General features: G+C 69.2%; 25 protein-coding genes. 15 read left to right on the top strand and 10 right to left on the bottom strand.

Annotated elements, in window-relative coordinates; all coding sequences use genetic code 11:
- Window positions 1-24: 24 nt before the first annotated feature.
- The gene (locus ACK41C_RS17910; RefSeq protein ID WP_409657439.1) at window positions 25-354 is read right to left on the bottom strand and encodes a serine hydrolase domain-containing protein; all 330 of its coding nucleotides are present in this window, start codon (window positions 352-354) and stop codon (window positions 25-27) included.
- Between the two features lie 8 nt (window positions 355-362).
- Here ACK41C_RS17910 and ACK41C_RS17905 point away from each other — a divergent pair, with 8 nt between their 5' ends.
- Window positions 363-1,040 (top strand): TetR/AcrR family transcriptional regulator, encoded by a 678-nt coding sequence (locus ACK41C_RS17905; RefSeq protein ID WP_409657105.1) that lies wholly within the window; start codon window positions 363-365, stop codon window positions 1,038-1,040.
- A 165-nt stretch (window positions 1,041-1,205) separates the two neighbouring features.
- Here ACK41C_RS17905 and ACK41C_RS17900 read toward each other — a convergent pair whose 3' ends face one another.
- From ACK41C_RS17900 to ACK41C_RS17890, 3 genes are read right to left on the bottom strand one after another with little or no spacing between them, the layout of a single operon-like run.
- Complete coding sequence (locus ACK41C_RS17900) at window positions 1,206-1,409, bottom strand: DUF2892 domain-containing protein (RefSeq protein WP_409657102.1); 204 nt, start codon at window positions 1,407-1,409, stop codon at window positions 1,206-1,208.
- 28 nt (window positions 1,410-1,437) lie between these two features.
- Window positions 1,438-1,875 carry a thioredoxin domain-containing protein gene (locus tag ACK41C_RS17895; protein WP_409657099.1) on the bottom strand — a complete coding sequence of 146 codons (438 nt, stop codon included), beginning with the start codon at window positions 1,873-1,875 and terminating at the stop codon, window positions 1,438-1,440.
- 9 nt (window positions 1,876-1,884) lie between these two features.
- Window positions 1,885-3,165, bottom strand: coding sequence for an NAD(P)/FAD-dependent oxidoreductase (locus ACK41C_RS17890; protein ID WP_409657096.1), 1,281 nt, complete (start codon window positions 3,163-3,165; stop codon window positions 1,885-1,887).
- 174 nt (window positions 3,166-3,339) lie between these two features.
- Between ACK41C_RS17890 and ACK41C_RS17885 the strand changes: the two genes are divergently transcribed.
- Genes ACK41C_RS17885 through ACK41C_RS17865 form a run of 5 tightly spaced genes read left to right on the top strand, consistent with a single transcriptional unit; the run spans window position 3,340 to window position 8,611 of the window.
- Window positions 3,340-3,642 (top strand): ArsR/SmtB family transcription factor, encoded by a 303-nt coding sequence (locus tag ACK41C_RS17885; protein WP_409657093.1) that lies wholly within the window; start codon window positions 3,340-3,342, stop codon window positions 3,640-3,642.
- A 2-nt stretch (window positions 3,643-3,644) separates the two neighbouring features.
- A complete protein-coding gene (locus ACK41C_RS17880; protein ID WP_409657090.1) occupies window positions 3,645-4,007 on the top strand; it encodes a rhodanese-like domain-containing protein in 363 nt (120 codons plus the stop codon).
- Between the two features lie 24 nt (window positions 4,008-4,031).
- Entirely contained in the window at window positions 4,032-5,057 is a 1,026-nt protein-coding gene (locus ACK41C_RS17875; RefSeq protein WP_409657087.1) for an efflux RND transporter periplasmic adaptor subunit, read from the top strand.
- Complete coding sequence (locus ACK41C_RS17870) at window positions 5,054-8,254, top strand: efflux RND transporter permease subunit (protein ID WP_409657084.1); 3,201 nt, start codon at window positions 5,054-5,056, stop codon at window positions 8,252-8,254. Before ACK41C_RS17875 ends, ACK41C_RS17870 begins: the two co-directional genes overlap by 4 nt.
- Window positions 8,255-8,284: 30 nt before the next feature.
- Window positions 8,285-8,611 (top strand): ArsR/SmtB family transcription factor, encoded by a 327-nt coding sequence (locus ACK41C_RS17865; RefSeq protein ID WP_409657081.1) that lies wholly within the window; start codon window positions 8,285-8,287, stop codon window positions 8,609-8,611.
- Between the two features lie 6 nt (window positions 8,612-8,617).
- On the opposite strand, the gene ACK41C_RS17860 is transcribed toward ACK41C_RS17865, so the two are convergent.
- Entirely contained in the window at window positions 8,618-9,400 is a 783-nt protein-coding gene (locus ACK41C_RS17860; protein WP_409657078.1) for a sulfite exporter TauE/SafE family protein, read from the bottom strand.
- A 73-nt stretch (window positions 9,401-9,473) separates the two neighbouring features.
- Here ACK41C_RS17860 and ACK41C_RS17855 point away from each other — a divergent pair, with 73 nt between their 5' ends.
- The 3 genes from ACK41C_RS17855 (at window position 9,474) to ACK41C_RS17845 (ending at window position 11,800) form a co-directional block, all read left to right on the top strand.
- Window positions 9,474-10,418, top strand: a complete 945-nt coding sequence (locus ACK41C_RS17855) for an MBL fold metallo-hydrolase (protein ID WP_409657076.1) — start codon at window positions 9,474-9,476, stop codon at window positions 10,416-10,418.
- A gap of 89 nt (window positions 10,419-10,507) precedes the next feature.
- On the top strand, window positions 10,508-10,705 hold the full coding sequence (locus ACK41C_RS17850; protein ID WP_409657073.1) for a hypothetical protein: 198 nt from the start codon (window positions 10,508-10,510) through the stop codon (window positions 10,703-10,705).
- A gap of 219 nt (window positions 10,706-10,924) precedes the next feature.
- Window positions 10,925-11,800: a helix-turn-helix domain-containing protein gene (locus ACK41C_RS17845; RefSeq protein WP_409657070.1), complete on the top strand. Its 876-nt coding sequence runs from the start codon at window positions 10,925-10,927 to the stop codon at window positions 11,798-11,800.
- A 37-nt stretch (window positions 11,801-11,837) separates the two neighbouring features.
- Here the strand turns inward: ACK41C_RS17845 and ACK41C_RS17840 are convergent, their stop codons facing one another.
- Window positions 11,838-12,425, bottom strand: a complete 588-nt coding sequence (locus ACK41C_RS17840) for a hypothetical protein (protein ID WP_409657067.1) — start codon at window positions 12,423-12,425, stop codon at window positions 11,838-11,840.
- A gap of 76 nt (window positions 12,426-12,501) precedes the next feature.
- Window positions 12,502-15,624, bottom strand: coding sequence for a TonB-dependent receptor domain-containing protein (locus tag ACK41C_RS17835; RefSeq protein ID WP_409657064.1), 3,123 nt, complete (start codon window positions 15,622-15,624; stop codon window positions 12,502-12,504).
- 352 nt (window positions 15,625-15,976) lie between these two features.
- Between ACK41C_RS17835 and ACK41C_RS17830 the strand changes: the two genes are divergently transcribed.
- Window positions 15,977-16,495 (top strand): hypothetical protein, encoded by a 519-nt coding sequence (locus ACK41C_RS17830; RefSeq protein WP_409657061.1) that lies wholly within the window; start codon window positions 15,977-15,979, stop codon window positions 16,493-16,495.
- A 34-nt stretch (window positions 16,496-16,529) separates the two neighbouring features.
- Here ACK41C_RS17830 and ACK41C_RS17825 read toward each other — a convergent pair whose 3' ends face one another.
- The 3 genes from ACK41C_RS17825 to ACK41C_RS17815 all read right to left on the bottom strand — a co-directional run bounded on the left by ACK41C_RS17825 (window position 16,530) and on the right by ACK41C_RS17815 (window position 18,702).
- A complete protein-coding gene (locus tag ACK41C_RS17825) occupies window positions 16,530-17,207 on the bottom strand; it encodes a nitroreductase (protein ID WP_409657058.1) in 678 nt (225 codons plus the stop codon).
- A gap of 110 nt (window positions 17,208-17,317) precedes the next feature.
- Window positions 17,318-17,806 carry a hypothetical protein gene (locus ACK41C_RS17820; protein WP_409657055.1) on the bottom strand — a complete coding sequence of 163 codons (489 nt, stop codon included), beginning with the start codon at window positions 17,804-17,806 and terminating at the stop codon, window positions 17,318-17,320.
- A gap of 233 nt (window positions 17,807-18,039) precedes the next feature.
- Window positions 18,040-18,702 carry a hypothetical protein gene (locus tag ACK41C_RS17815; protein WP_409657052.1) on the bottom strand — a complete coding sequence of 221 codons (663 nt, stop codon included), beginning with the start codon at window positions 18,700-18,702 and terminating at the stop codon, window positions 18,040-18,042.
- Window positions 18,703-18,924: 222 nt separating this feature from the next.
- Between ACK41C_RS17815 and ACK41C_RS17810 the strand changes: the two genes are divergently transcribed.
- The 5 genes from ACK41C_RS17810 to ACK41C_RS17790 all read left to right on the top strand — a co-directional run bounded on the left by ACK41C_RS17810 (window position 18,925) and on the right by ACK41C_RS17790 (window position 25,721).
- On the top strand, window positions 18,925-19,659 hold the full coding sequence (locus tag ACK41C_RS17810; protein ID WP_409657048.1) for an IclR family transcriptional regulator: 735 nt from the start codon (window positions 18,925-18,927) through the stop codon (window positions 19,657-19,659).
- Window positions 19,656-21,047, top strand: a complete 1,392-nt coding sequence (locus tag ACK41C_RS17805; protein ID WP_409657045.1) for an MmgE/PrpD family protein — start codon at window positions 19,656-19,658, stop codon at window positions 21,045-21,047. The genes ACK41C_RS17810 and ACK41C_RS17805 overlap by 4 nt, the downstream gene beginning before the upstream one ends.
- A 13-nt stretch (window positions 21,048-21,060) precedes the next feature.
- Window positions 21,061-22,593 carry a carboxylesterase/lipase family protein gene (locus ACK41C_RS17800; protein WP_409657043.1) on the top strand — a complete coding sequence of 511 codons (1,533 nt, stop codon included), beginning with the start codon at window positions 21,061-21,063 and terminating at the stop codon, window positions 22,591-22,593.
- 13 nt (window positions 22,594-22,606) lie between these two features.
- Complete coding sequence (locus tag ACK41C_RS17795; protein WP_409657040.1) at window positions 22,607-24,214, top strand: carboxylesterase/lipase family protein; 1,608 nt, start codon at window positions 22,607-22,609, stop codon at window positions 24,212-24,214.
- Window positions 24,215-24,455: 241 nt separating this feature from the next.
- Entirely contained in the window at window positions 24,456-25,721 is a 1,266-nt protein-coding gene (locus tag ACK41C_RS17790) for a serine hydrolase domain-containing protein (RefSeq protein WP_409657037.1), read from the top strand.
- The last annotated feature ends 27 nt before the right edge of the window (window positions 25,722-25,748 follow it).

Here is a 25,748-nt window from a genome sequence, read left to right as displayed (position 1 = left end):
CGATAGGCCGAGCCCCGGCTCGCCCTATCGCGACAGCCCCTCATAGGCGGCGGCGATCAGGGCCACGTCGCGGGGATCTCCGACGAGATCGGTCCCCATGCGGTTCATCGCGTAGGCGAGCGCCAAGCGCCGGTCAGGATCGACCAGCACGAAGGAGCCGCCCCAGCCCGAATGGCCGAAGGCCTCCGGCGAGGGGCCGTAGAGCCCGTCGGTGTTGAGCAGGAAGCCCGCCGCCCAGCGGGCCGGGACGTCCAGCACCTCATCCACGCCCTCGATCCGCTGCGCCGTGGCGGCGGCGAGTGTTTCAGGCGCCACGAGGTCGCCGCGCGCATAGGCGCCGAACAGCCGCGCCAGGGAGGCTGATGCTGGACGGGTTTGCTAGCGGGCCGCGCAGCGTTCCGCTCTGCACGCTGGATATGGAGGCCCTGACCGCGCGATCCTACAATCCGTTCGACCGTCAGCAGACCAATGAGGTCAAGATCGCCCAGCTGATCGCGGCGGCCTCGCGCCTCTTCAATCAGCGCGGCATCAACGGCGCCTCGCTCGACGACATCGGGGCCGAAGTGGGAGCGACCAAGGGCGCAGTCTATCACTATTTCGACGACAAGGCGGATCTGGTGACCCGCTGCTACCGCCGGGCCTTCGAGCTGTTCGACCTGATCATGGACACGGCCGTGACCCAGGGGCGCGACGGGTTCGACAAGGCGCTGATCGTCCTGCACCTGAACGTCCAGGCCCAGGCCGGACCCGCCTCGCCGCTGATGCTGCAGCCCGGCCGGCTGGCGCTGGCGGAAGCCGACCGCGCGGCGTTCGAGCGCGCCGCCCAGCGCCTGCGCATAACCTCCAACCGCAACCTGCGCCAGGGGACCGCCGACGGTTCGGTGCGGCCGTGCGACACGGCGTTCGTGAGCCCCGTCGCGGCCGGGATCTTCCTGTGGCTGCCCAAATGGCTGCCACGCAACGGCGCCCTGTCGCCCCGCCAGATCGCCGAGGCGGTGTGCGACCTCATCGCCTACGGCCTGCGGCCGCGCCCGGCCTGATAGGTCGGACGGCCAGCGAGGCGATTGGCCTCGCCGCCATCATGATGGACGTTCCAGATTGCGAACCCTCCCGAGCCGCCCCTTACGCCTGTTCCTGCCCATGGCGACCATGAAGGCGTCCATCGACGAAGGCCCACAGGCCGGCTGACCGCCGGCTCCCGGCGGTCAGCGGAACGCGACGCCGGGCTTCACGCCGAGCTTCTTGAACAGCATGGCCGCCGGACAGAAGCCGGTGAAGGCCGCCTGGAGCATGTTGAGCCCGGCGAAGACCGCCAGCGCAATCCACCAGGGATGGACGAAATAGGCGAGCGCCACGCTCGCAAGCACGACGCATCCGGCGAACGCCAGAACCGCACGGTCTACGGTCATGTCTCAACCTCCCGAAGGGGCGCGGGCCTCAAGCCCGGGCCAGAGCCTGGCGCGTCCAGGCGACGATCTGGTCGGCGCTCATCAAGCCGGCCTTGCGGTCGATGAGAGCGCCGTCGCGGAACAGCAGCAGGGCCGGGATGCCGCTGACGCCGAGTTCGGCGGCGGCCTGCGGCTCCGCCTGAGAGTCGAGCTTCAGGAGCCGCACCTGGGGCTCGAGCTGGGCTGCGGCCGCCTGGAACTGCGGCGCCATGGCCCGGCAGGGTCCGCACCAGGGCGCCCAGACGTCGAGCAGCAGCGCTGTTCCGCGGGTCTTTGCGCGATGGGCGCCGAGCGCCGCCCCCGTCACATCCAGGGGGCCCGCGGGAAACGCGGCCTGAGCGCACCGCCCGCACCGGGCCGCACGCGCATCGCGGCCTGGTGGAATGCGGTTGGCCGCGCCGCATGAAGGGCAGACGATCTGGGCCATGGCGCGCCTTCAGGCCTTCAGCTTGCGCACGCCCATGACGTCGAGGGCGAGCTTTTCGTAGAATGGCTCGCTTTCGCCGCGACGAACCTTGCCGATGAAATATTTCTCGAAGCCGACCTTGGCGAGGTGGACCCACTTGCCGCTGGCGGACCAGTTGACGTTCCGCGGCGGGATCTGGGGCTGGGCGACGAAGGCCACGCCGCCGTCACCGAAGTCGGCGAGGCAGATGGCGTTCCAGGTGGCTTCGGCGCTCGCCGGCTTGCCGGCGATCAGGTCGCGCAGGTTGTGTGCAATGGCCGTGACCATGCTCTCGATCATGAAGCCGGTCTTGGGCACGCCCACCGGCACCGGCGTCTTGCCGGTGGGGGCGATGGCGACGCAGACGCCCAGAGCGAAGACATTGGGATAGGCCGGGTTGCGCTGGTTCTTGTCGACCACGACGAAGCCGCGGGGATTGGTGAGGCCCTCCAGCCCCCGAACCGCCTCCACCCCGCGGAATGCCGGCAGCATCATGGCGTAGGCGAACGGCAGGTCGTGGGCGGCCTTGGTCGCGCCGTCCTCCCCCACCTCTTCCACATGCATGAGACCGGCCTCCACCGAGGCGACCTTGGCGTTGACGATCCATTTGATGTGCCGGGCGCGCAGCTCGCTCTCCAGCAGGCCCTTGGTGTCGCCCACCCCGTCGAGGCCGAGGTGACCGACATAGGGTTCGGAGGTGACGAAGGTCATCGGCACCCGGTCGCGAACCTTCCGCCGCCGAAGCTCGGTGTCGAGGATCATGGCGAACTCGTAGGCCGGCCCGAAGCAGGAGGCGCCCTGCACCGCGCCCACAACGATAGGACCCGGATCGCGCACGAACCGCTCGAAGGCTTCGGCGGCCGCTTCGGCGTGATCCACGTGGCAGATCGATTGGGTGAAGCCGCCATGGGGACCGAGCCCAGCGATCTCGTCGAAGGCGAGCTCAGGGCCGGTGGCGACCACCAGATAGTCGTAGGCCAGGTCGGAGCCGTCGTTCAACTCCAGCCGGTTTTCCTGCGGATGGACGCGCCGGGCGCCGACGGGGGTGAATCCGACACCGCGGCGCTTGAAGACCGGCGCCAGCGGAACCTCGATGTCCCTGCGGGCGCGCCAACGCACCGCGACCCACGGGTTCGACGGCACGAAATGGAAGGTGTCGCCCTTCGACACCACCGTCACGTCCGCCGCCTCGCCAAGCGCCTGCTTGATCTCGAAGGCGGCGACGGCGCCGCCAAGGCCGGCGCCCAGAACAACAATATGCGGCTTCGTCATGGGTCATCTCCTCCTCGGGCCGCGTCCTTTGACGACTTTCCGTCGCGCCGCCTCACCCGACCTTGACCAAAATCACGGCCCGCAGCGTCGGGCGGCGGTAGCGATCCTGGTCGCGCCTTGACTAAATATCCTTTTCTGCGCATATACGCAATTATGAATTTTGATCTTCCAGCGATGAAGGCTTCCGCCGACGACGCCTGCGCCTTGCTGAAGGCGCTGGCCAATCCGCATCGGCTGATGATCGTCTGCGCCCTCGTCGACGGCGAGAAATCCGTGGGCGCCCTGGCCCAGTTGCTCGGCGTGCGCGAGACGCTCGCCTCCCAGCACCTGGCGCTGCTGCGGCGGGAAGGCGTGCTGTCGGCCCGCCGTCAGGGGCAGACCATCTTCTACGACCTGCAGAGCGGCCAGGCCCGCGCCCTGGTGGAAACCCTCTCCCGCCTCTTCTGCACCCTCCCCAATCGGCCTGAAGGAGCTTAGACATGTTCGGCGCCCCCAAGATCCGCGACCTGACCCCCGATGAGGTCAAGGCCTCTCTCGATGAGCACAAGATCCTGCTGGTCGACGTGCGCGAACCCGCAGAGTTCGCCGCCGAACGCATCCACGGCGCGCTCAACTTCCCGCTCTCGACCTTCGATCCGAACGCCCTGCCCGAGGCCGGCGACCGGCTGATCGTCTTCCAATGCGGGTCCGGTAAGCGCTCGGCCATGGCGGTGGAGCGGTGCCAGAAGGCCGGCCACGCCATCCGGTCCCACCTCAGCGGCGGCATCCAGGCCTGGAAGGGCGCGGGACTTCCCACCGTGACCCTCGACGTCGCCACCGGCGGCCTGCGCGACCCGCGCTGATCCCAAGACCTGCGGAGGCGAACCATGGCGGCGCGGATTTACCTGATCGGAGCCCTGGCGGCGGCCCTGGGCCTCGCCGGCTGCGGCGGGCGCGAGCCCGAGCTGCGCAAGGTCGAGACCGCGCCGGCCGCAGGAAGGCTGACGATCCAGCCGCAAGCCGTCGCCGAAATGAAGCCCGCCCCGGCGACCTTGACCACCCGCGACATGGCCGAGGCCCGGGCGCGAATCCCGGGAACCCTGGTTACCCTCGCGGTCAAGGAAGGCGACGTGGTGCGCCCAGGTCAGCCAATCGGGCGGGTCCGCGACGACCGCCTCGCCCTTCAGACCGGAGCGTTCGAGGCTCAGGCCGCCGCCGCGGCCGCGGAAGCCGCGCGAGCCGAGGCGGACCTGGCGCGCACGCGTACGCTTTACGCGCAAGGCGTCTACGCCAAGGCCCGGCTCGACCAGGTCGAGGCCCAGGCGAAGGCGGCGAACGCCCAACTGGCCGCAGCAAGAGCCCAACGGGGCGCCAGCGCCGAGCTGGACGCCCAGGGCGTCATCCTCGCCCCGGCCGCCGGCCGGGTCCTCCGAGCCGACACCCCGGTCGGTTCGGTGGTGATGGCGGGCCAGAGCATCGCCACCATCACAGCGGGGCCGGTGGTCGTGCGCCTCGAACTTCCCGAAGCCGGGGCCGGCGCCCTGAAGGTCGGCGATCCGGTGCGCCTCGACCCAAGGGACCTGCCGGGGGCGGGGGAAGGAACGATCGCTGAGATCTATCCAGCGGTCCGCGGCGGCCAGGTGATCGCCGACGTGACCGCGCCGGGCCTGCCCCGCGACCGCATCGGCCAGCGGGTGCGCGTGGCGGTGAAGGTCGGCGAACGCCAAGCCATCGTCGTTCCGCGCGCCTACGTCCAGACGAGATTCGGCGTCGACTATGTGCGGCTCGTGCGGACCGACGGCTCGACGGCCGAGGTCTCCGTCCAGACGGCGCCGGGACCGGATGAGAAGACGGTCGAAATCCTCTCCGGTCTGCGGGCCGGCGACGTGCTGGTCCCGGCGGTGCGGCGATGAACCTCGGCCTGTCCGGTCGCCTGACGAAGGCGACGATCGGCTCGCCGCTGACGCCGCTGTTCCTGCTGGCGGCCATTGCGGTCGGCCTGCTCGCCCTCTTCTCGATCCCGCGCGAGGAGGAGCCGCAGATCAGCGTGCCCATGGTCGACATCATGGTGGCCGCGCCGGGCCTGCGCGCGGCTGACGCGGTGGAACTGGTGGGCAAGCCGCTGGAGACCATCGTCAAGAGCGTGTCCCAGGTCGAGCACGTCTACACCTTCGCCGAGGACAACCAGGTGATGGTGACCGCCCGCTTCGAGGTCGGCGTCGACCCCGACGCCGCCGCCGTGCGGATCCATGAGAAGGTCCGCGCCAATTACGACCGGATTCCCGCCGGAATTCCCGAGCCGCTGATCCAGACGCGCGGCATCAACGACGTGCCGAGCCTGGTCCTGACCCTTTCGCCCAAGCCGGGCGCCGCCGGGGCCTGGAGCGATCAGGCGCTGTTCGAGCTCGCCGGCAAGCTGCGCACGGAGGTGGCCAAGGTCGAGAACGTCGGCCTCACCTTCATCGTCGGGGGCCGCCCGCAGGAGATCCGCATCGAGCCCGATCCGGCTCGGCTGGCCATGCACGGCGTCTCGCTGGGCGTATTGATGGACACCGTGCGCCAAGCCAACCGCGCCTTCCCGGCCGGCCAGATCCGCAGCGGCGGCCGCGCGGTGGACGTGATGTCGGGCCAGACCCTGGCGAGCGCCGACGAGATCGGCTTTCTCGCCCTGCCCTCCGCCTCCGGTCAGCCGGTCTATGTGCGCGACGTGGCCACCGTGAGCGTCGCCCCGCGCGAGGACCAGGCGCGTGTGTGGCGCGCCGTCCGCCAGGGCGAGCGGTGGACCGAGGCGCCGGCCGTCAGCCTGGCGATCGCCAAGCGCAAGGGCGCCAACGCCGTGGTGGTCTCTCACGCCGTGCTCGAGCGCGTCGAGAGCCTGAAGGGTCCCCTGCTGCCCGAAGGCGTCGATGTGGCGGTGACCCGCGACTATGGCGAGACGGCTAACGAGAAGGCCAACGAACTCCTGTTCCACCTGGGTCTCGCAACCGTCTCCATCGTTGTCCTGATCGGCTTCGCCATCGGCTGGCGCGAGGCGGCGGTGACCGCCGTCGTCATTCCCACGACCATCCTTCTGACCCTCTTCGCCTCGAACCTGATGGGCTACACCATCAACCGGGTCAGCCTCTTCGCCCTGATCTTCTCCATCGGCATCCTGGTCGACGACGCGATCGTCATGATCGAGAACATCGCCCGGCACTGGGCGAGGAACGACGGCCGCAGCCGCGTACAGGCCGCGGTCGAGGCAGTGGCGGAGGTGGGCAACCCCACCGTCGTAGCGACCCTCACCGTGGTGGCGGCCCTACTGCCCATGCTGTTCGTGAGCGGCTTGATGGGCCCCTACATGGCGCCGATCCCGATCAACGCCTCGGCGGCCATGGTGTTTTCGTTCTTCGTCGCCGTGGTGATCGCGCCCTGGCTGATGATCCGCTTCGCGCGCCGGACGCTGGCCGCCGGCGGCCACGGCGACCACGAGGAGGGCAAGATCGGCCGGCTCTATCGCCGGGTGGCCGGTCGGGTGATCGCCAGCCGCCGCTCGGCCTGGCGTTTCCTGATCGGCGTGGGCGTGGCCACCCTGGTCGCCTGCGCGATGTTCGCCACCAAGACGGTGACGGTGAAGCTGCTGCCGTTCGACAACAAATCCGAGTTGCAGGTGGTGCTCGACCTGCCGGAAGGGACCTCGCTGGAGGAGACGGAGCGCACGCTCGCCGAAGCCGCCGCCATCGCCCGCACCCTGCCCGAGGTCTCCGCCATCGACGCCTATGCGGGGACCGCCTCCCCCTTCAACTTCAACGGCCTGGTCCGCCACTACTACCTGCGCAATCGGCCCGAAATGGGCGATCTGGCCGTGGCCCTGGCGCCCAAGGGCGAGCGCAAGCGCAACAGCCACGAGATCGCGCTCGACCTGCGCCGGCGACTGGCGCGGCTGGAACTCCCTGCCGGCGGCGCCGTCAAGGTCGTGGAAGCCCCGCCCGGCCCGCCGGTCATGGCCACCTTGCTGGCGGAGGTCTACGGCCCGGACGCGGCGACACGGCGCGCGGTGGCCGAGCGGGTGAAGGCCATGTTCCGCGACGTCCCCTATATCGTCGATGTGGACGACAGCTACGGCCTGCCGCGGCCCAACCTGCAACTGACGCCCGACCGGGCGCGACTGGAGGCGCTCGGCGTCAGCGAAGGGGAAGTCCAGAACTCCATCGCCGCCGCGCTGGGCGGCCAGGTGGTGGGCTACGCCCATCGTGGCGCGGGGCGCGACCCGCTGGAGATCGCCGTGCGCCTGCCGCAGTCGGCCCGCACCTGGGGCGAAGGCCTGGCGACGCTTCCCGTGGCGCGCGCCAAGGACGGGCGGCTGGTCGAGCTCGGCGAGGTGGTCGAAGCTTCCGAAGAGCCCGGCTCCACTCAGGTCTTCCGGCGCGACGGCCGCGACGTGGACATGGTGATGGCCGAATTGGCCGGCGCGTACGAAGCCCCGATCTACGGCATGCTCGAGGTCAACAAGGCCATTAAGAACGCCGACTGGGGCGCATTGCAGGAACCGCAGGTGCGCCTGCATGGCCAACCGCCGACAGAACACGGCCCCACCGTGCTCTGGGACGGCGAATGGGAGATCACCTGGGTGACCTTCCGCGACATGGGTGCGGCCTTCGGCGTCGCCTTGCTCGGGATCTACGTCCTGGTGGTGGCCCAGTTCAAAAGCTTCCGGCTTCCGCTGGTCATCCTGACCCCCATTCCCCTAACCCTGGTGGGCATCGTGATCGGCCACATCCTGTTCCAGGCGCCGTTCACCGCCACCTCGATGATCGGCTTCATCGCCCTAGCCGGCATAATCGTGCGCAATTCGATCCTGCTGGTGGACTTCATCCGCCACGCCCAGGGCGCGGACCGGCCGTTGCGCGACGTACTGCTGGAGGCCGGGGCTATCCGGTTCAAGCCGATCCTGCTGACCGCCCTTGCGGCGATGATCGGGGCGGCCGTGATCCTGACCGACCCGATCTTCCAGGGCCTGGCGATCTCGCTGCTGTTCGGCCTGGCCTCCTCCACCCTGCTGACGGTGCTGGTGATCCCGGCCATCTACGTGGTGCTGCGCGACGATGGGCGGCCGGCGACGGCGGCTTGAACCTGCCTGCGAATATTCTACATCGAGCAGATGACTGACGCCGCCCACGACATCTCGGCGCTCCGCGACTGCGCAAATCAAGCCGCGCGGCTGCTTAAGCTGTTGGCGAGCGAGCAGCGCCTGGCGATTCTCTGCCGGCTGGTGGAGGGCGAGGCCTCCGTTGGCGTTCTGGCCGAGCATGCGGGCCTGGCCCAGTCGGCCACGTCGCAGCACTTGGCCAAGATGCGCGCCGAGGGGCTGGTGGAGACGCGTCGCGAAGCCCAGACCATCTATTACCGCCTGGAAGATCCGGCGGCGTCGAAGGTGCTTGCGACCCTGGCGGAAATCTATCGGGGCGAGGCCCCGATGACGGGCTAACCCCGATCAGCCGGCGACGGCGCGCCAGGCCACATAGGCCGCGACCAGCAGCACGAGGCCCGCGAACAGGCGCCGCGCCGCAAGGGCGTGGCTTGCGAGACGGCCGGCGGCGCGCACGCCGAGGATCCCACCGACCAGGCCGCCCAGGATGAACAGGCCGGCCACCGGCCAATCCACCAGACCCGACTGGGCGAAGTTCAGCGAGGTCGCCGAGCCGAACAGCGCCACCGAAACCAGCGACGAAGCCGAGGCGTTGGCGAGCGTCATGCCGGTGGCCGCCATCAGGCCCGGCACGATCAGGAAGCCGCCGCCAATGCCGAAGAAGCCGGCGGCGAGCCCCGTCAGCACGCCCATGGGCGCAAGCTTCAGGGTCAGGCGCCAGTTGATCCGAACGCCGGGATCGCCCTCCGACTTCGGGCGCCGGAGCATGGACAGCGCGATCGCCGCCATGGCGAGGGCGAAGAAGAACAGCAGGCGCTGGCCGTCGACCATCTTGGCCAGGCTGGAGCCCAGAATGGAACCGATGAGCCCGGCCCCGGCGAAGACGCTGGCGCAGGACCACTTCACCCGCCCGCCCCTGGCGTGGCCGACAAGGTTCAACGCCGCACTGACCGCCACCGCCGCGGCCGAGGTCCCGATCGCCACGTGGGGATCACGCACGCCCACCACATAGAGCAGGAGCGGCGTGGCGAGCACCGAACCGCCGCCGCCGAACAGGCCGAGCAGCAGCCCGACCAGGGCTCCGCTCGCCAGGGCCGCGGCGATGGTCGTGGTTGTGAGGGTGAGCATCGCGTCCATCTTGTATATTCGTATATGCGAATATATATTGTGTCCAGCGAACGCAAGACAAGGGATTTCCGCCATGCCAGCCCAGACGCCGGGCTCCGACCCGGCCCGCCTCGCCGCGACGCAGATCGTTCAGGCGGCGTTGCAGGATCCGGCCAAGCGGCCGGTGGTGAAGGCCTTCTTCGACGAAGCCACCTTCACAGTGAGCTATGTGGTGCGCGATCCGGGCTCGCAGGCCGCCGCGGTGATCGACAGCGTGCTCGATTACGATCCCGCCGCCGGACGCACCGGCCGCAGCTCGGCCGACGCCGTCGCCGCCTACATCCGCGAAGAAGGTCTCGAGGTCGTTTGGCAGCTGGAGACCCACGCCCACGCCGACCACTTTTCCGCCGCGCCCTATCTGCAGGCGGAGGTCGGGGGCCAGCTCGCCATCGGCGAGCGGATCGTCCAGGTGCAGGAGGTGTTCGGCAAGCTCTTCAACGCCGGCACCGAGTTCGCCCGCGACGGCCGCCAGTTCGACCGGCTGTTCCGGGACGGCGACCGTTTCGCCATTGGCGGGCTCCAGGCGATCGCGCTGCACACGCCCGGCCACACGCCCGCCTGCATGAGCTATGTGATCGGGGACGCGGCCTTTGTCGGCGACACGCTGTTCATGCCCGACTACGGCACCGCCCGCTGCGACTTTCCGGGCGGAGACGCAGCGACCCTCTACCATTCGGTCCGGCGCCTGCTGCAGCTGCCGGGCGAGACGCGCATGTTCCTGTGCCACGACTACAAGGCGCCGGGCCGGGAAACCTATGCCTGGGAAACGACGGTGGCCGATCAGCGCGAGGCGAACGTGCACGTGCGGGAAGGCGTGAGCGAAGCGGAGTTCGTGGCCCTGCGCGAGGCCCGCGACAAGACGCTCGACATGCCCCGCCTGATCCTCCCCTCGATCCAGGTCAACATGCGCGCAGGCCGCCTGCCCGAGCCGGAGGACAACGGCGTCCGCTACCTCAAGATCCCGTTGGACGTGCTGTAGGCCAGGCGCCTGGCCCAGGACTGAATGCGGGCTAGTTCTCGACTCCGCGCTCGGAACGGGTAATCTGCAACCTACGGGAGGCGTCAGCGATGGCCAGCGTCAGCGACCGCGACAAGCGCTACCAACTGGAGCAAAACATCGCGCGCTACCAGGCGCAATTGGCCCAGTCCCCCGATGCGCAGAAGCAGGCCATGCTGCTTCAGCTGCTCTCCGAGGCCGAGGCGGAACTACGCGGTCTGGAAGGCGGCGGACCCGGATCGGCGCCAGGCCATCCGACCTCGACCTGAACCACGGCTCAGGCAGCTCCCTGATAGTCCGTGCGCGCGACACGCTGTCAGGATTCTGCGCGCCAGGTTCCCGATGGCGCTGTTTGCACCTGTTTTGATGATTTGCGCCGAAATCGAGGATACGTGCGCCTCGGCCGCTCGCCCGAGCTTGTTTCCGGGGTAAGAATATCGCCGCCCGAGCCGCGATGAGCCGCCGGCCCCCGTTATGCGAGGCGAAGCATGAACCTGGCGATCTCCCGGCCGACCGCTCGCGGGCCGGCGCGCAAGCCGCCGCATCCCACCTTCACGAACGGGCCAAGCCGCGACTGGGGAAGTTTCGGCGCCCGCCGGCTCTCGGTGACGCCTGGTCGGTACGAGGCGCAGGCCGCGCCCGAACATCGCCTGATCTTCTATCTCGGCTCACCGGTGCCAACCCTTTGCGCCTGCGCGGACCTTTCGGGGCGCCGGTTGCAGACAGCTGGAGACTTCGATCTGCTGCCGGCGGGGGCCGAGGGGTTCTGGGAAGACGCCGCGCCAGCGGAGATGGTCTCCATCCGGCTCACGCCGCGCCTTCTTCTCGATGCGGCCGACGCCATGGGCGCGCCGGCGGGCGCGGCCGATCCGGCGCCGCTGCTCGGCGGCCGCGACGGCCGGATCGAGCACGTCGTGCGGGCGCTCCTGGCCGAGCTGGAGTGCGATACGCCCGGCGGCCGGCTGTTCGCCGACAGCCTCGCCAATGCGCTCGCCCTGCGCCTGGTCAAGGATTTCCATCGCCGCGGGCTCTCCGGCTCGCATGCGATGTCGCGCCCGCAGCTGCGGCGGGTGATCGAGCATATTGAGGCCCACCTCGCGGAAGACCTGCCGCTCGCCGACATCGCCAGGGCCGCGGGGCTCAGCGTGCCGCACCTGAGCGCCCTGTTCCGCCGCACCATGGGCCGGTCTGTTCACGCCTATGTCATGGAGCGCCGCGTCGCCCGGGCGCGGGACCTGCTTCTGGCGGGCCGGTCGGGACAGGCCGAGATCGCGCTGGCCTGCGGCTTCGCCCATCAGAGTCATATGGCGCGGTGGACGCGGCGGATCCTGGGCCTGACGCCGGCCCAGCTGCGGCGCGCCTGAGGAGGCCTGGACCGCCGCTATCGGCGGACGGGCGCCTCTAAGCCGTGGGCGTGACCTGGATCGACGTCGACGCCTCGCTCCGGACGTGGATCGGCCGCGATTTCGCGCGTGCAAGATGCGCTCTTGCGACGGCGGCCTCGATCTCCCGAAGCTCCGCATGAGCCACGGCGTCGCCCTGTTCGGATCGCGCCAGCAGTCTGCGGACCGCATCGAGGGCCTTTCTCCGCCCCGTCCTGGGCCGCCCGCCCTTTCGGCCGGCCAGGGCCTGAGCTCTCTGGCGCCTGGCCTCGGCGAGGCTGATGTCGGCCACGATTGTGGCGACGGCGGCCAGGTCCTGGCCCGTCGCTCCTGCGCAGCGGGCGTGGGCGAGGACGGCGCGGGCCTCCGAAAGGTGCTTCTTCAGGCTGGCGGCCGAATAGCCGTTGCCGAGCCGGTCGACGGCCGCCGCCGCGACCGGCGCAAGGGCCGCCGGCGCGACACCCAGTTCGGCCGCCCCCAGGCAGGCGACGGCGGCGATCCGGCGGGACGCAGCGAGTGGGGCCCCTGAAGACTCGGCCGTGCGCCAGTAGTCTTCGAGGGCCTGGGCGTGGCGGCGGGCTACGGCTGCAGCGAGGTCCAGGTCCATGCCTCCTCCTTTTCCGATGTCTCGAAAGATGCGGGCGGCCGCGTGGGGTGCGGCCGCCCGCGAGGCTGCGGGGGGATCAGAACCGCAGCCGGACCTGGCCGAAGAGGCGTCGGCCGACGACGTCGTAGGTGGAGGGCTCGGTGCCCGACTGCATGTTTGGCCCGTAGAGGCGGGGCTGCTGGTCGGTGAGATTGTTGACCCCGATGGTCAGTTCGACGTTGTCGGTAAGCCCCAGCTTGGCGTCGAGGTCGATGTACCAGGTGGCCGGCACGTTGGAGGCGACGCCGGCGGTGCCGAGGAAGGGCTCCCCCGGATACTGCCGGAACTGGCGGTTCTCCATGGCGTCGATGTAGCGGACACGGGTCCCGAGGCTGAAGGTCTGGGCCTCCCAGCCGAAGGCGCCCACGGCATCCAGCATCCAGCGGGCGCTGAGCGTGGCCTTCCAGTCGGGGAAGCTGGTGCCCAGCCCGGCCCCGAAATAGGTGATGGTGCCGGTGTAGTCGATCTCCGGCAGCCCCTGGCGGTCTGACTGCTTGTACTCCAGCACGTGGGTGAGCAGCAGGTTGACGTCCACACGCCCCATCCAGTCCGGCGCGCCAAACCAGGCCCAGTCGAAGCCGTAGGCGAACTGGAAGTCGAGGCCCGAGGTCTTGATGAGACCGCCGTTCTCCAGCGGCCACTCGCCGTTGGCGGGATTGTCGGGGTTGGAGATATTCGCGCCCGTCAGCGATCCGCCGGTGCGGCGCACCCCGCGGCAGTAGAAGTAGTCCGGCGAATAGGTCGGGTTGGTGCCGAGATAGTTGTAGCAGGCCGCAAGCGCGGTGTTGGTGTCAAACAGAAGGATCGGGTCCTTGATCTCGATGCTGTAGTAATCGATCGAGACCCGTGCGCGGTCGAGCCATTGGTTCCGCCAGGGCGAGCTCAGCACCAGGCCGGCGGTGAAGGTATCGCCCTTCTCGGGGCCGAGAGTCTCATTGCCCGAGAGGAATATGCTAGCCTGGGAGCCCGGCGCGGTGGGAGCGCCGTTCGGCCCCACCCCTTGGGCGATGCAGAGCGCCCGCAGCTGGGCGTTGGTCTGCCACCCCTGGGTGAAGGGCGAACAGGGGTCGAGGATCTGGGGCGCTGCGGCGGTGCCCACGAAGAGTTCGGCGAAACTCGGCTCGCGCACAGCCCGCTGGTAGGACGCCCGGAGCCTGGCCCAATCGGTGGCCGCCCAATTGAGTTCGGCCTTATAGGCGGCCGAGCCGCGGGCGTCGCTGCCGCCGCCCGTGAGGGTATTCTCGAACTGGGCCCAGGAGTAGCGGGCGCCGAGGCCGAGCTCGAGCTTGTCCACATAGGGCATGTCGGCCAGCAGCGGGACCAGCGCTTCGGCGAAGATGTCGTTGAAGTTCGACGAGCCCGCCTCGGGGCTGCCGACGTTGAAGCCGGAGAACGGCCCCGGATTGGAGGCGAAGCGCAGGGTGTAGTCGATCTCCCGGTGTTCGGCGCCCAGCACCACCGAGACCGGACCAGCCGGGATCTCGAATAGGTTTCCCCCGATGAAGGCCTGGGCGATGGTCTGCTCATAGCGCTCCACGCGGGTGACGAAGGTGGCGAGATAGTCGCGGCAGGAGGCGCTCATCGGCCGATCGCCGAAGAAGTTCTGGGTGCGGCAGGCGCCGTTGGAGCCGGCCGGGTTCTGGTCGGGGTGGCCGAGCACGTCGGTCAGGCGCTGGGTGTCGATGTTGCCGCCCTGGACGCGGGTGATGTCGGTCGTGCCGCGGCTGACATAGGCCTCGACTTTGAAAGTATCGCCGACTGGGAAGCTTACGCCCGCCAGATAGTTGACCACCCGGTTGTCGAAGGTCGCCGTCCGCGCCCCGAAACCGAGCGGCCGGAAGGCGAAAAGGAAGGGCTCGTTCGCGCCCGAGCCGACCAGCAGCGGGTCATCGCCGGTCCGAGCCGCCAGCAGGGTGCGCAGGTCCTGAGGGATGAACGGGTTAGTGACCGGGACCACCAGGTTGCTGCCGATGGATTGGCCCGGCGTGACGAGCGGCGAGGAAACCTGCAGCGAAGTCGCCCGCCCGGGCGCCGCGGTCTGTACGGTGGGGATGGGCGTCGGAGCCAGCGAGGTGACGGCGGTGTATTCGGTGTAGCCGACCTGGGCGAAGGCCCTCACCCGGTTCTCGAACTCGTAGTCGAGCTTGGAAAGGAACGAATAGCGCTCCAGCGGCAGGACCAGCGCGTTGGGAGCGTCGAAGTTGTAGGAATAGAAATCCGGGTAGAAGCGCGTATTGACGTTGACGTCGATGGGATACTTGAAGTTCTGGACGTTCAAGGCCGGATTGTTGGCGACCCCGGTGTAGTAGAGGCTTCCGTCGAGATTGAAGCCCAGGAGGCCCGAGCCGCTGGTGACAGCGCCGGGTCCCACGCCGTACCCGGCGAACAGGTTCTGCACCGCCACAAGGGGGATGGGATTGGAGCTGTTGAACCGAATCGCGCCGGCCGGCGGGGTGCCGGTTGTGGAGGTGGCGAGCGCCGCGAACGGCCGCTGACCCTTGGTGATCTCCTCGCGCACCGAACGGTCAAAACCGAGAATGGCGTTGCCCCTGCCGTCGGCGAAGTTGCCGCCGAGCACGAAGGACACCTGGTATTCCTTGGCGTCGTGGTACTCGGTGGAGTCGGAATAGGCCGCGCGGAAGTCGAGGCCTTCGAAGTTGCGCTTCAGCTTCAGGTTCACCACGCCCGAGACAGCGTCGGCGCCATAGGTGGCCCCCGCCCCGCCGGTGATGATCTCGACGTTTTCGATCATCGCCTGGGGAATGGTGTTGACGTCGACCGTCAGCGTATTGCCCGAGAACATCGGCCGGCGCCCGTCGACGAGCACGAGGTTGCGGATGGCGCCCAAGCCGCGCAGATCGATATTGGCCTGGCCGGCGTTCCCCGGATTGTTGGAGGTCGACGTGCCCGCGGGGTTCACCTGCGGCAGGGTGTTCAGATAGGTGTCGAGCGTCACGTCGGCGTTGGCGACCACCTGCTCGCCCGTGACCGTGGCGATCGGGCTTGCGGCCACGAAGTCCTGGCGCGCGATGCGCGAACCGGTGACCACCACCTCCTCGACCGCGGCCTCCTGGGCGAAGGCGGGAACGGCGCCGGCGAAGGCTGCGCTGCAAATGATGGACGACGCCAGGAGGCGCGCCCGAGAGACTTGGGTTTTCACTCTTCTTCTCCTGCGGCCGTGCCGGGCGGCGGCCGCGCCCCTCCAGATCCGGATCCCGGCGATCGACCCGCCGGGCGCTGCGATCCGCTGGCGGCCGCGGCGCGAAGCCTCGGGCCGCCGAGCCGGAGGGCGCCGGTCGGGTGTTGTGTCACGAAGCTGTCGCGGGAGAGGGAGAGTCGTCGCGCACGCTCCGATGACGCTGCGCCTGGATCGATGATGCGGCGTGAGCCCTGGAAGCGCCGGGCGAGCCGGCGATCGGAACCCGCCCATCGCCTGGAACGACGGCGGCGACCGCCCGTTGTCCCCCGACGAATGGGGACCAAGCCCTGCCCGACGACGACAAGGGAGAGCGATGAGCATCAACCGGAAACAGGAAGCCCGAGCCCTCGACGCCGACGAACGAGAACTGGTGGCTGGAACCCATCACCCGGAACTCCAGGACCTGCCCGACGCCGAGCTGGCGCGGCTTACCAAGCTGGTCCGCGAGCGCCGGGATCGCGCCGCCGACCAGGCCCGCCAGCGTCGCCGGGAGATGCGGGGCAAATCGGAGCCCCGGGGTGCGACCCCTTCCCGGGCCGACGAGGGTTCGAAGCTCAAGCTGGCGGTGCTTTCCGCCGCGGTGCGGCGACTCAACAGCGAAGGCGAGCGGCGGCGGCGGATGGCCGGCAGTATTGCGATGGTTGAGAACGCCCAGCGCGCACTGGCGCTAAAACAGGCGAGCAAGGGTTCGGCGCCGCCGAACACGCGCCACGCCCATCGCGGGATGAAGCTCGCCGCCAGCGAGCGGCGGGAGAACCTGATCCGCCCCATGGAACGCGGACGGCAGCGCAAGGCCGGGGCGGTCGCCCAAGCGGCCCGGGACGCCCGCTGAGCCAAGCACGCCCGACACCGGGGCGCCAGATTTCCTAGTCGTCGAAACCGACGAACACCGCCGCCTCGGCGACCGGCTTGCGTTCGGAGACCACCGCATTGGCTGGGAAGCTGTCGTCGGGCCAGCCAAGCGCAATGGCCTTCATGATCACCTGATCCTCGGCGATGCCGGCATGTTCGCGCACGACCGGCGACTGCATAATGCCTTGGCTGTTGATCACCGCGCCGAGTCCGCGGGACCATGCGGCGTTCACCAGCGCGTTGGTCACCGCGCCGCAATCGAAGGGCGTGTCGTCGCTGCCGTCCAGGACCCGGTCATAGGTCACGATGATGCAGACTGGCGCGTCGAACTGGCGGAAGCCGCGCAGCACCCAGTCCTGGCGCTTTTCCTTGTCGTCCCGCGCGATCCCCATGGCGCCGAACAGCTGCTTGGCGACGCCGATCTGCCGCTCGCGATGCAGGCCTTCGAAGGGTTGGCCGGTGCGGAACTCGCGCGATTGCGGCACGCCCGCCACCATCCGCTCGGTGTTGCCGGCGCGGATGCGGTCCAGAGCGTCCCCCGTGACGACGTAGAAATTCCAGGGCTGGGTGTTCATCGAGGACGGCGCGCGCATCGCCAGGGCAAGGATCTCCTCGATGAGCGCCCGCGGCACCGGATCGGGCTTGTAGCCGCGGATGCTGCGGCGACCGAGGATCACATCGTCGAACTGCATGAAGGGCTCCCGAAGCCAGCCGGCGCGATTCCGTTCGGGAGAGAACTGTCAGCTTTCCGAAGCGTAAGCCAACGGTTGTTCGACCTGTGGCCCGGAGGGACGCTGAACCCTCAGCGGCTGGACGAAACGCGCCGAAAGACGGCGGCCAGGATCAAGCCGACGCCGATGTGCGCCAGCAGCTCCAGCACCGACCAGAGGCCGTTCCAGCGGGGAAAGACCTCCGGCCAGCGCAGCGGCAGGACAAGGCCGTTCATCACGCCGAACAGCGCGACGCCGTAAAGGGCGCCGCCCAGCAGCCTGCGGCGGCGAAGGAAGCCCGACCACCGGAGGAGGACGGCGTAGGTCGCGGCCATCGCCGCCATGATCCCGAAGTGGGTCGCCACGCCGAGCCAGACCGCGGCCGCGCCGGCCGCATAGGCCTCGGCCCCCAGCCAACCGCTCGCCACCGACTGCCACACCTTGGCGAAGGACCGCCCGTGAACCAGGCCGAGGCTGGAGGCCCAGACGAGATCGAACGTCCCGGCCAGCCCGGTCGCCACGGCCGCGGCTATGATCGAGGTGCGCGATCCCTCACGGCGCGGCGCGGCCGAAATCGACATGGATCCGTCTCCCCTCCCCTATGGACCGGGAAGGTTGACCGCCCCCGGGAGGAAGATCGCGCCTCGCCTGCTCGCCTCGCGCCTGAATCCATGGCGATCATGCGGGCCTGGCTCAATAAGTCGAAACTACAGCACGCTTGGGACGCGATCGCCCGGCGGAAGTCACCTCCTGGCTTCGGCGCCCGCAATCGCACCTTGTCGTCCTGTCGCACCCGGGAAGGGGCGAGCGCGGCTCACGCCAGCTCGGCTGATGCGGCTTGCGGCTCAAGGTGACGGCGCCAGAAGGCCAGCCACGCGTCCCGCTCGTGGGCGGGTATTGCGAGGTGGCCGCCTGGATTGACGTGCATCGTCTTCTCAGGCGAGCCGAAGGCGTCGAACAGCGCCAGGCCCTGGTCGCGCGACATCAGCTCATCGTCCCACTGATAGACGAACATGACCGGGATCCGGATCTTCTCGGCAGCGGCCTTGTGGTCTTCGAGGCCCGGGAAGACGCCGAACAGGCCAAAGACCGCGCAGGCGATCCGCGGCTCTTCGGCCACGAAGGGCACGCCAAACCGGGTTCCCATGGAGACGCCCCAGTAGCCGACCGGTCCGCCTGCGCCGACCATGTCGAGCGCCTGCACCGCGTCCAGCACCGCCTTCCACTCCGCCACCGCCTTGGGCGCGTTGCCAGGGATGCGGGATGCTCGCGGGCGGTCGCCTTGGCGGGCGCGCTGGCCAGCGGCCAGCGCCGCCGCCCGCGCCTTCTCGGCCTCTTCGCGCGTCACGCGGTCGCCATGGCCCGGGGCGTCGATGGCCACGGTCGCATAGCCAAGTTCTCGGGCGTGGGACTGCGCCGCCGCCTCGATATTGGCGACCTTCTTATGCTGCGAGCCGCCATGCCCCATGAGGATCAAGGGACGCGGTCCTCGTGCGCCCTCCGGAGCCCAAATGCAGCCGGGCACAACATCGCCTTGGACTATGAGCCGAAATTCCCGCCGGGTGACGCCGTCTCGGGTTCGTTCCCCAATGAACTCCATCGCTCCCTCCCCTCACTTTTGTTCCGTCAGGCGGAATAGAATTCTACGTCTTGGAATGCCGCGTTAGCCTATGCCAGTATGGCGCCTCAAATCTAGGGGATGGTCCGAGCGATCATGGATCGGGCGGTGGCGCGCAGTTTTCAGCTTTTGGAGGCCATGGCCGGCGCGCCCGACGGCGCGCGGCTCTCGGACCTTGCTGCGGCGACCGGTCTGCAGAAGAGCACGGCGCATCGGATCATCGGCACGCTGTGCGCGCTGGGCTATGCCGAGCAAATCCCCTCCTCCCGCTACCGCGCGAGCCTGAAGGCTTGGGAGCTTGGCGCAGGGGTGGTGGCCGAGCTTCCGATCCGGCGAGCGGCCGCAGGCTTCCTGCATGGCCTGCAGCGCGCCACAGGCGAGACGGTCAGCCTGACGATCCTTTCGGGCGAGGACGTGGTCTATCTGGAGAAGCTGGTCGCCCCCCGGCCGGTAAAGTTCAGGACGCGCGTGGGCAGCCGCGTCCCAGCGCCTCTGACGGCGAGCGGCAAGGCCCTGCTCGCGGCGCGTACCGACGCCGCCGAGATCCTTGATCGGCTGAACGCCCGTCGCCCCATCGATATCCCCGCCATCCTGGCCGAGCTCGACGAGGCCAGGCGGCGGGGATACGCGCTCTCCGGTTACAGCCCTGGCGTCACGAGCATCGGCGCTGCGGTCGTAACCGGAGGCGCACCCCCAACCGCAGCCCTTTCCATCTCCGCGCCCAGCGATCGCCTGGCGGGCGGCAAGCGGGAAGCCGCCGCCGAAGCGCTGCTGGAGGCCTGCGCGCGCATGGCCGAAGCCCTCGACCGCCCATGAAGGCTCCAGACGCGGCGATGCTGGTCGAGCCTGCGCTTGGCGCCTATGTGGCCGGCGCGCTCGCCGCCGACCCGCCGCAAGACCACTGCGAGCTTGGCCGCCTCCACATCCTCGATACGCTCGCCTCGATCGTCGCCTGCCGCGACCTTGAGCCTGCGAGGCTCGCTCAAGACTACGCCGTCGCGCTTAGCGGCGATGCGTCCGCCGCGGCCGCCACCATCCTGGGCACAGGCTTGCGCGCCAGCCTGGTGGACGCAGCTTTTGCAAGCGCCATGACGGCCCACGGCGCGGAGATCAACGACTTCATTCCCTCGGCCTTCGTGCAGCCTGGGCCCGCTGTCGTCGGCGTCGCCTTCGCCGTGGCGGAGCGCCATGGCGCAAGCGGCGCGGACCTGCTGCGCGCTGTGATCGCCGGCTACGAGATCGCCGGCCGCATGCCCAAGGCGCTCGGGGTCGAGAACCTCCGCAAGGCGGGTCTCGCCAATCACGGGATCGGGCCGATCTTCGGGGCGGCGACGGCCGCGGCGATCCTCCTGCGGCTGCCGCAGGCGCGGATGGGCGATGTCTGGACCTATTGCGCCCAGCAGGCGGCCGGCTCCTGGCAGTGGCTGCTGGACGTCGAGCACATCGAAAAGTCCTTTGTCTTCGCAGGGCTCGGCGCGCGGGCCGGCCTTCATGCGGCGCTGATGGCGCACGCCGGCTTCCGCGGCGTGCGCGGGGCGCTGGACCATCCCTCAGGCTGGATGCGGGGGCAGCTCTTCTCCGGCGGCGACGCCGACAGGGCCTATCTGGTGGAAGGTCTTGGCGAGCGCTCGGAACTGCCGCTGACGGCTTTCAAGCGCTATCCGGTCGGCGGGCCGACCCAGCCGGCCGTCGAGGCCCTGCTCGGCCTCCTGCCTTCGATCGGCCAGACACCCGTCCAGTCGGTCCTCATCGAGATGCCCGGGCGCTGGCAGGCCTTCCGCGACGCCGCCATGCCGGCGCTGAACCTCCGCTATCTGACCGCGATCATCCTCATCGACGGACGCTTGGACTTCGTCTCCGCACAAAGCCTTGAGCGGATGGCCGATGACGAGGCTGCGCGCGCGCTGATGGCGCGTGTGGAGATCCGCCACGATCCGGCTCAGGAAGCGCCTCCGCCCGCGCCTCGCCCGGAATCGGCGCGCGTGACGGTGCGGCTGGCCGATGGCCGGCAGGAGAGCGCTTTTGTGCCCCACGTACTCGGCTACCCCACCCACCCCATGGGCAGGGCGGATGTCGAGGCCAAGGCGCTGGACCTGATGGGGCCAAGCCTTGGGCCCAAACGCGCCCAGACGGTGGTGGACGCGGTTGCGCACCTGGAAGCGGCTGAAAGCCCGCTCCCCCTCATTCAACTGATCGCCCGATAGGACGAGGTTCCTGATGAGCTCGACCGAAACGCTCGACGAAACCCAGGTCGTGGACACCGCGCAAGGCAAGATCCGCGGCCGGCGGACGGGCGGCGTGTTCGTGTTCAAGGGCATGCGCTATGGCGCCGACACCGGCGGCGCCAACCGCTTCCGTCCGCCGCAACCGGTCGAGCCCTGGGCCGGCGTCCAGGACGCCTTCGAATACGGTCATCAGTCCCCCCAGATGCGCAGCATGCTCGCCGACAAGGGGCCGATGAGCGAAGATTGCCTTCGGGTGAACGTCTGGACGCCCGGCCTCGACGCGCCCAGCCGACCCGTCATGCTCTGGTTCCACGGCGGCGGCTTCGAGGCGGGCTCCGCCTCGCAGAAGGTCTATGACGGAACAAGGCTCGCCCTGCGCGGCGATGTGGTGATGGTCTCGATCAATCACCGCCTAAACGTCTTTGGCCACTGTTTCCTGGGCGACCGCCTCGGCGAGGCCTACGCAGGTGCAGGCAATGTCGGATATCTCGATCTGGTCGCGGCCCTGAAGTGGGTGCGCGAAAACATCGGCGCTTTCGGCGGCGATCCCGACAATGTCACCATCTTCGGCCAATCCGGCGGCGGCCGGAAGGTCAGCCTCTGCTACGCAGGTCACGATGCGCAGGGTCTCTTCCAGCGCGGCATCGTCCAGAGCGGCTCGCATCTGCGGGTGCAGTCGCCCGAGCACGCCGCCCGCCTGACCGACGCCCTCTTGGCCAAGCTGGAGATCGCCCCAGGCGATCCGGCCAAGCTCCTCGAGGTCCCGACGGACGTCCTCACCTCGGCCCAGATCAAGGTGATGCGGGAAACCCGCTCCCGGTTCTCGCCGGTGCTGGACGGGCTCGCCTTCCAGGCCCACCCCTTCGTTCCCGACGCGCCGAAGATCTCGGCCCACCTGCCGATGATGGTGGGCACGACCCGCACCGAGCTTTCCAACCAGCTTGGCTATGAGGAAGGCGCGTTCGAGCTCGACATGACGGAGCTTCGCCGGCGCCTGGCGCGCTATGTGGGCGAGGAGGCGGTGGAAGAGGCGATCGCGGTTTTCCAAAGCGAGTCGCCCGGCGCCTCGCCCTCGGAGCTCTACTTCGTCATCGCCTCGGCGCGGGGCTACGTCCTTGACCAGACGATCATGGCCGAGAACCGGGTGCATGCGGGCTCCGCGCCCACCTGGTCCTACCAGCTTGTCTGGCGCTCGCCGGCCGAAGACGGTCGCCGCTTCAGCCAGCATACGCTCGACCTGCCCTTCGTCTTCGACAACGTCGCCAAGGCTCCGCACCTCACCGGGCCCGAGAGCGAGGAGACGCGGGCGCTGGCGCAAGCCATGTCCGAAACCTGGATCAGCTTTGCGCGCACCGGCGATCCGAATAATGCCGCCATCCCCGAATGGCGGCCCTACGACCTGACCGACCGGCCCGTCATGCTGTTCGATGCATCCTCGCGGCTGGCGCAAGACCCCTTCGCCGCCGAGCGGCGCTTCATGAGCCGGTTTCCGACCCAACAGATGGGCAAGACCCTGCACCGCTAGACTGGAGAGACCCATGACCCCTGATCGCCGCAAGGTGCTCGCTGCGGCGGGCGCCGCCCTGACCCTGGCCGCCGGCCCCGCCCGAGGCCAGGAATCTCGGCTCTTTCCGATCGTAGAGACGGCCGAGGGCAAGGTTCGGGGCCTGAGGTCTGGCCGCATCTGTGTCTTCAAGGGCCTGCGCTATGGCGCCGACACATCCGGCGCCAACCGCTTCCTGCCGCCACAGCCGGTCAAGCCGTGGGCCGGCGTCCGCGACGCGCTCGACTATGGGAACATCGCCCCGCAGATCCCCGGCGACCGGCGCCACGTCTATGCCGACCTGATCCTGAACGACGTGCAGCCTGGCGGCATGGGTGAAGACTGTCTGGTGCTGAACCTCTGGACGCCGGACCCCAACCCGTCGGCCAAGAAGCCGGTGATCGTGCGCTTCCACGGCGGCGGCTTCTACGGCGGATCGAGCAACAATCCCGGCGGCGACGGAGAGATGCTGGCGCGGTTTGGCGACTGCGTGGTCGTGACCGTCAATCATCGCCTGAGCGCGCTCGGCTACCTCTATCTGGGCGAAGACGGCCCCCTGGCCGATTCCGGCGCGGCTGGGATGGAGGACCTGCGCGCTTCCCTGCAGTGGGTGGCGCGCAACATCGAGGCCTTTGGCGGCGATCCGACCCGCGTGCTGATCGTCGGCCAATCCGGCGGTGGGGCCAAGGTCAGCCATCTGATGGCCATGCCGGAGGCCAAGGGCCTCTTCTCCAGCGCAGGCGTCATGAGCGGCTCGCAACTGGCCGCCATGAGCCGAGAACAGGCCGCCAAGGCGTCTGACGCGCTGCTGCGCCGGCTGGGTCTGCGCATGGATCAGATCAAGGAATTGCGCGCCGTCCCCTTCACCACCCTGCTGGCGGCCCAGGCCGAGGTCGAGGCCGAGGAGCGGGCGCGGGGCGAGGCGCCGCGATCCTTCGCTCCGGTGCTGGGCCGGGCGATCCCGCGCCATCCCTTCACGCCTGGCGCGCCGGCGGAGTCGCTCCACATCCCGCTGGTGGTCTCAACGACGCTCGATGAGCGGACCTATCGCGAGACCAGGTTCGACATGGGCTGGGAGGAGGTGCGCGAGCGCCTGACCACGCGCGTGGGCGCCGAGGCCGACAACTTGCTGACCGCCTACCGCGACGAGGATTCGGCCGCCACGCCCTTCATCATCAATGCCCGGATCAACTCCGACGCCACCTTCCGGCGAAGCGCCAACACCATGCTGGAGCGGAGATTGGCGGCGGGCGCCGCGCCCACCTGGTCCTATCTCTGGGCGAGCCCCAGCCCCGCTTTCGGCGGCCGCTATGGCGCAACCCACGGGATCGACGTCGCCTACGCCATGCACGACATCCGGTTTCCGCTGGCCGGTCCTACGGCGAACAACCTGCGGCTCGCCGACGAACTGGCCGCAGCCTGGGTTGCGATGGCCGCGAGCGGACGCCCCGACAACCCGAAGACCCCGGCCTGGGCGCCCTATGACCTCAAGGACCGCAACACCCTGGTGTTCGGCGATCCCACTCGATCAGTCAGCGATCCTCGCCGCTATTTCCGGGAGTTCTGGGAACGCGAGGCCGCCAGCCGGCGCGAGCGCGGCTAGCCGCCGGAGCAAAGGTCGCCTTCAGGAAGGCCTCCGCCGCCCGCAAGCGGCGTTCCCCCAGGAATCGCGGCGGCGAGGCTCGCCGCGCGCCACTCAAGGGTTGGAGGGCCGCGCGGCCGCGACAGGCCCCAAGTTTTCTTCGCCTCCGAGGCGCCGCTCATTGCGGGCGGCTGCTAGGGTTGGCTTGACTCGCCGCCTGACGCGGCGGGCCAAGTCTGTAGCGTAGAGGAGCCTGGGCGAGATGAAGATCGCTGTAAGAGCCGGTCTCGTCGCCGTTCTGGCGAGCATCGCCGTCTTTGGCGTGAGCCTGCTTCTCGGCCGTTCGGATGCGCGGCCCACAGCCTTGGCCTCCCCGCGCCTCGCCGTTCCGGCCGTGGCGGCTGAACCCGCCTGGCAGGGCTCCCTCGATTACGCGGCGCTCGATGAACGCCTGCAGGCGATGATGGGCGATCCCTCCATGACCGGTCTGGCCGTCGCGGTCGTGGAGGACGGCCGCATAGCCTTCGTGCGCGGCTATGGGGTGACGGCGGAGGCCGGCGGCGAGCCGATCGATGCGGCTACGTCGTTCCGCTGGGCCTCGGTTTCGAAGACGGTCGCCGGCGTTCTAAGCGCCCAGCTGGCCGCGGAAGGGGCGTTTTCCCTCTCCGAGCGCCTAAGCGCCTTTCCCACCAGTCTGCAATTGCCTGGCGGGGCCGAACGCCATCTCACCGTCGAGCAATTGCTTTCCCAGCAGACGGGTCTGCCGAAGAACGCCTATGACGGGCGGCTCGAAGGCGGCGAAGATCCCGTCGCGATCCGGACCTCCCTCGCGAGCGTCGCCACGGTTTGCCCGCCCGGCGCCTGCCACACTTATCAGAACATCGCCTTCGACGCCGTGTCCGAAGTCATCGCCGCCCGCACCGGCAAGGCTTACGAGCAGGTGGCGACCGAGCGCCTTTTCGCCCCTCTTGGCATGACGAGCGCGACGCTCGGGACGACGGGTCTGACCCAGGCTCGGCGCTGGGCCCAGCCACACCGGCACGGCCAGCGTCTTCCCTTCGGCGAAGCCTATTATCGGGTTCCCGCCGCCGCCGGCGTGAACTCCAACATCGTCGATCTGGCCAAATGGATGCAGGCGCTGATGGGGCTTCGCCCCGACGTCTTGTCGCCGGACGTCGTGAGCGCCGCCCAGCGCCCTCGCGTGGCGACGGGCCGGCCCTACGGCCGCATGGCCATGGCCCGCGAGATCACTGACGCCGGCTATGGCCTGGGCGTAAGAAGCTTCGCCTATCGGGGTCATCTTCTCGTGGGCCACAGCGGCGGCCTCTCCGGCTACCGCGCCACCTTGCTGTTCGATCCCGAACGGCGAACCGGGATCGCCATGCTGTGGAATAGCGACGCAGGCCTGCCGTTCAGGTTCCAGGGCGAGTTCTTCGACCACGTTTACGACCTGCCCTTCACCGATTTCCTGGAGCTGGAGGAGGGCGAAGCGTCCTCCATCGCCCTTGCAGGCTCGCCGAGAAGCTGACGACCCCAGCGGCAGGCGCCAAAGTGG

Origin of the sequence: Phenylobacterium sp., assembly GCF_046290725.1 — a bacterium.
Taxonomy (GTDB): domain Bacteria; phylum Pseudomonadota; class Alphaproteobacteria; order Caulobacterales; family Caulobacteraceae; genus Phenylobacterium.
Note: the sequence above shows the minus strand (reverse complement) of the source record. Positions and strands in the feature narration are given on the sequence as shown.

Excerpts from the sequence above, each read along its gene's own strand:
- ACK41C_RS17905 (WP_409657105.1), top strand. The coding sequence starts at position 363 with ATGCTGGACGGGTTTGCTAGCGGGCCGCGCAGCGTTCCGCTCTGCACG.
- ACK41C_RS17900 (WP_409657102.1), bottom strand. The coding sequence starts at position 1,409 with ATGACCGTAGACCGTGCGGTTCTGGCGTTCGCCGGATGCGTCGTGCTT.
- ACK41C_RS17895 (WP_409657099.1), bottom strand. The coding sequence starts at position 1,875 with ATGGCCCAGATCGTCTGCCCTTCATGCGGCGCGGCCAACCGCATTCCA.
- ACK41C_RS17890 (WP_409657096.1), bottom strand. The coding sequence starts at position 3,165 with ATGACGAAGCCGCATATTGTTGTTCTGGGCGCCGGCCTTGGCGGCGCC.
- ACK41C_RS17885 (WP_409657093.1), top strand. The coding sequence starts at position 3,340 with ATGAAGGCTTCCGCCGACGACGCCTGCGCCTTGCTGAAGGCGCTGGCC.
- ACK41C_RS17880 (WP_409657090.1), top strand. The coding sequence starts at position 3,645 with ATGTTCGGCGCCCCCAAGATCCGCGACCTGACCCCCGATGAGGTCAAG.
- ACK41C_RS17875 (WP_409657087.1), top strand. The coding sequence starts at position 4,032 with ATGGCGGCGCGGATTTACCTGATCGGAGCCCTGGCGGCGGCCCTGGGC.
- ACK41C_RS17870 (WP_409657084.1), top strand. The coding sequence starts at position 5,054 with ATGAACCTCGGCCTGTCCGGTCGCCTGACGAAGGCGACGATCGGCTCG.
- ACK41C_RS17865 (WP_409657081.1), top strand. The coding sequence starts at position 8,285 with ATGACTGACGCCGCCCACGACATCTCGGCGCTCCGCGACTGCGCAAAT.
- ACK41C_RS17860 (WP_409657078.1), bottom strand. The coding sequence starts at position 9,400 with ATGCTCACCCTCACAACCACGACCATCGCCGCGGCCCTGGCGAGCGGA.
- ACK41C_RS17855 (WP_409657076.1), top strand. The coding sequence starts at position 9,474 with ATGCCAGCCCAGACGCCGGGCTCCGACCCGGCCCGCCTCGCCGCGACG.
- ACK41C_RS17850 (WP_409657073.1), top strand. The coding sequence starts at position 10,508 with ATGGCCAGCGTCAGCGACCGCGACAAGCGCTACCAACTGGAGCAAAAC.
- ACK41C_RS17845 (WP_409657070.1), top strand. The coding sequence starts at position 10,925 with ATGAACCTGGCGATCTCCCGGCCGACCGCTCGCGGGCCGGCGCGCAAG.
- ACK41C_RS17840 (WP_409657067.1), bottom strand. The coding sequence starts at position 12,425 with ATGGACCTGGACCTCGCTGCAGCCGTAGCCCGCCGCCACGCCCAGGCC.
- ACK41C_RS17830 (WP_409657061.1), top strand. The coding sequence starts at position 15,977 with ATGAGCATCAACCGGAAACAGGAAGCCCGAGCCCTCGACGCCGACGAA.
- ACK41C_RS17825 (WP_409657058.1), bottom strand. The coding sequence starts at position 17,207 with ATGCAGTTCGACGATGTGATCCTCGGTCGCCGCAGCATCCGCGGCTAC.
- ACK41C_RS17820 (WP_409657055.1), bottom strand. The coding sequence starts at position 17,806 with ATGTCGATTTCGGCCGCGCCGCGCCGTGAGGGATCGCGCACCTCGATC.
- ACK41C_RS17810 (WP_409657048.1), top strand. The coding sequence starts at position 18,925 with ATGGTCCGAGCGATCATGGATCGGGCGGTGGCGCGCAGTTTTCAGCTT.
- ACK41C_RS17805 (WP_409657045.1), top strand. The coding sequence starts at position 19,656 with ATGAAGGCTCCAGACGCGGCGATGCTGGTCGAGCCTGCGCTTGGCGCC.
- ACK41C_RS17800 (WP_409657043.1), top strand. The coding sequence starts at position 21,061 with ATGAGCTCGACCGAAACGCTCGACGAAACCCAGGTCGTGGACACCGCG.
- ACK41C_RS17795 (WP_409657040.1), top strand. The coding sequence starts at position 22,607 with ATGACCCCTGATCGCCGCAAGGTGCTCGCTGCGGCGGGCGCCGCCCTG.
- ACK41C_RS17790 (WP_409657037.1), top strand. The coding sequence starts at position 24,456 with ATGAAGATCGCTGTAAGAGCCGGTCTCGTCGCCGTTCTGGCGAGCATC.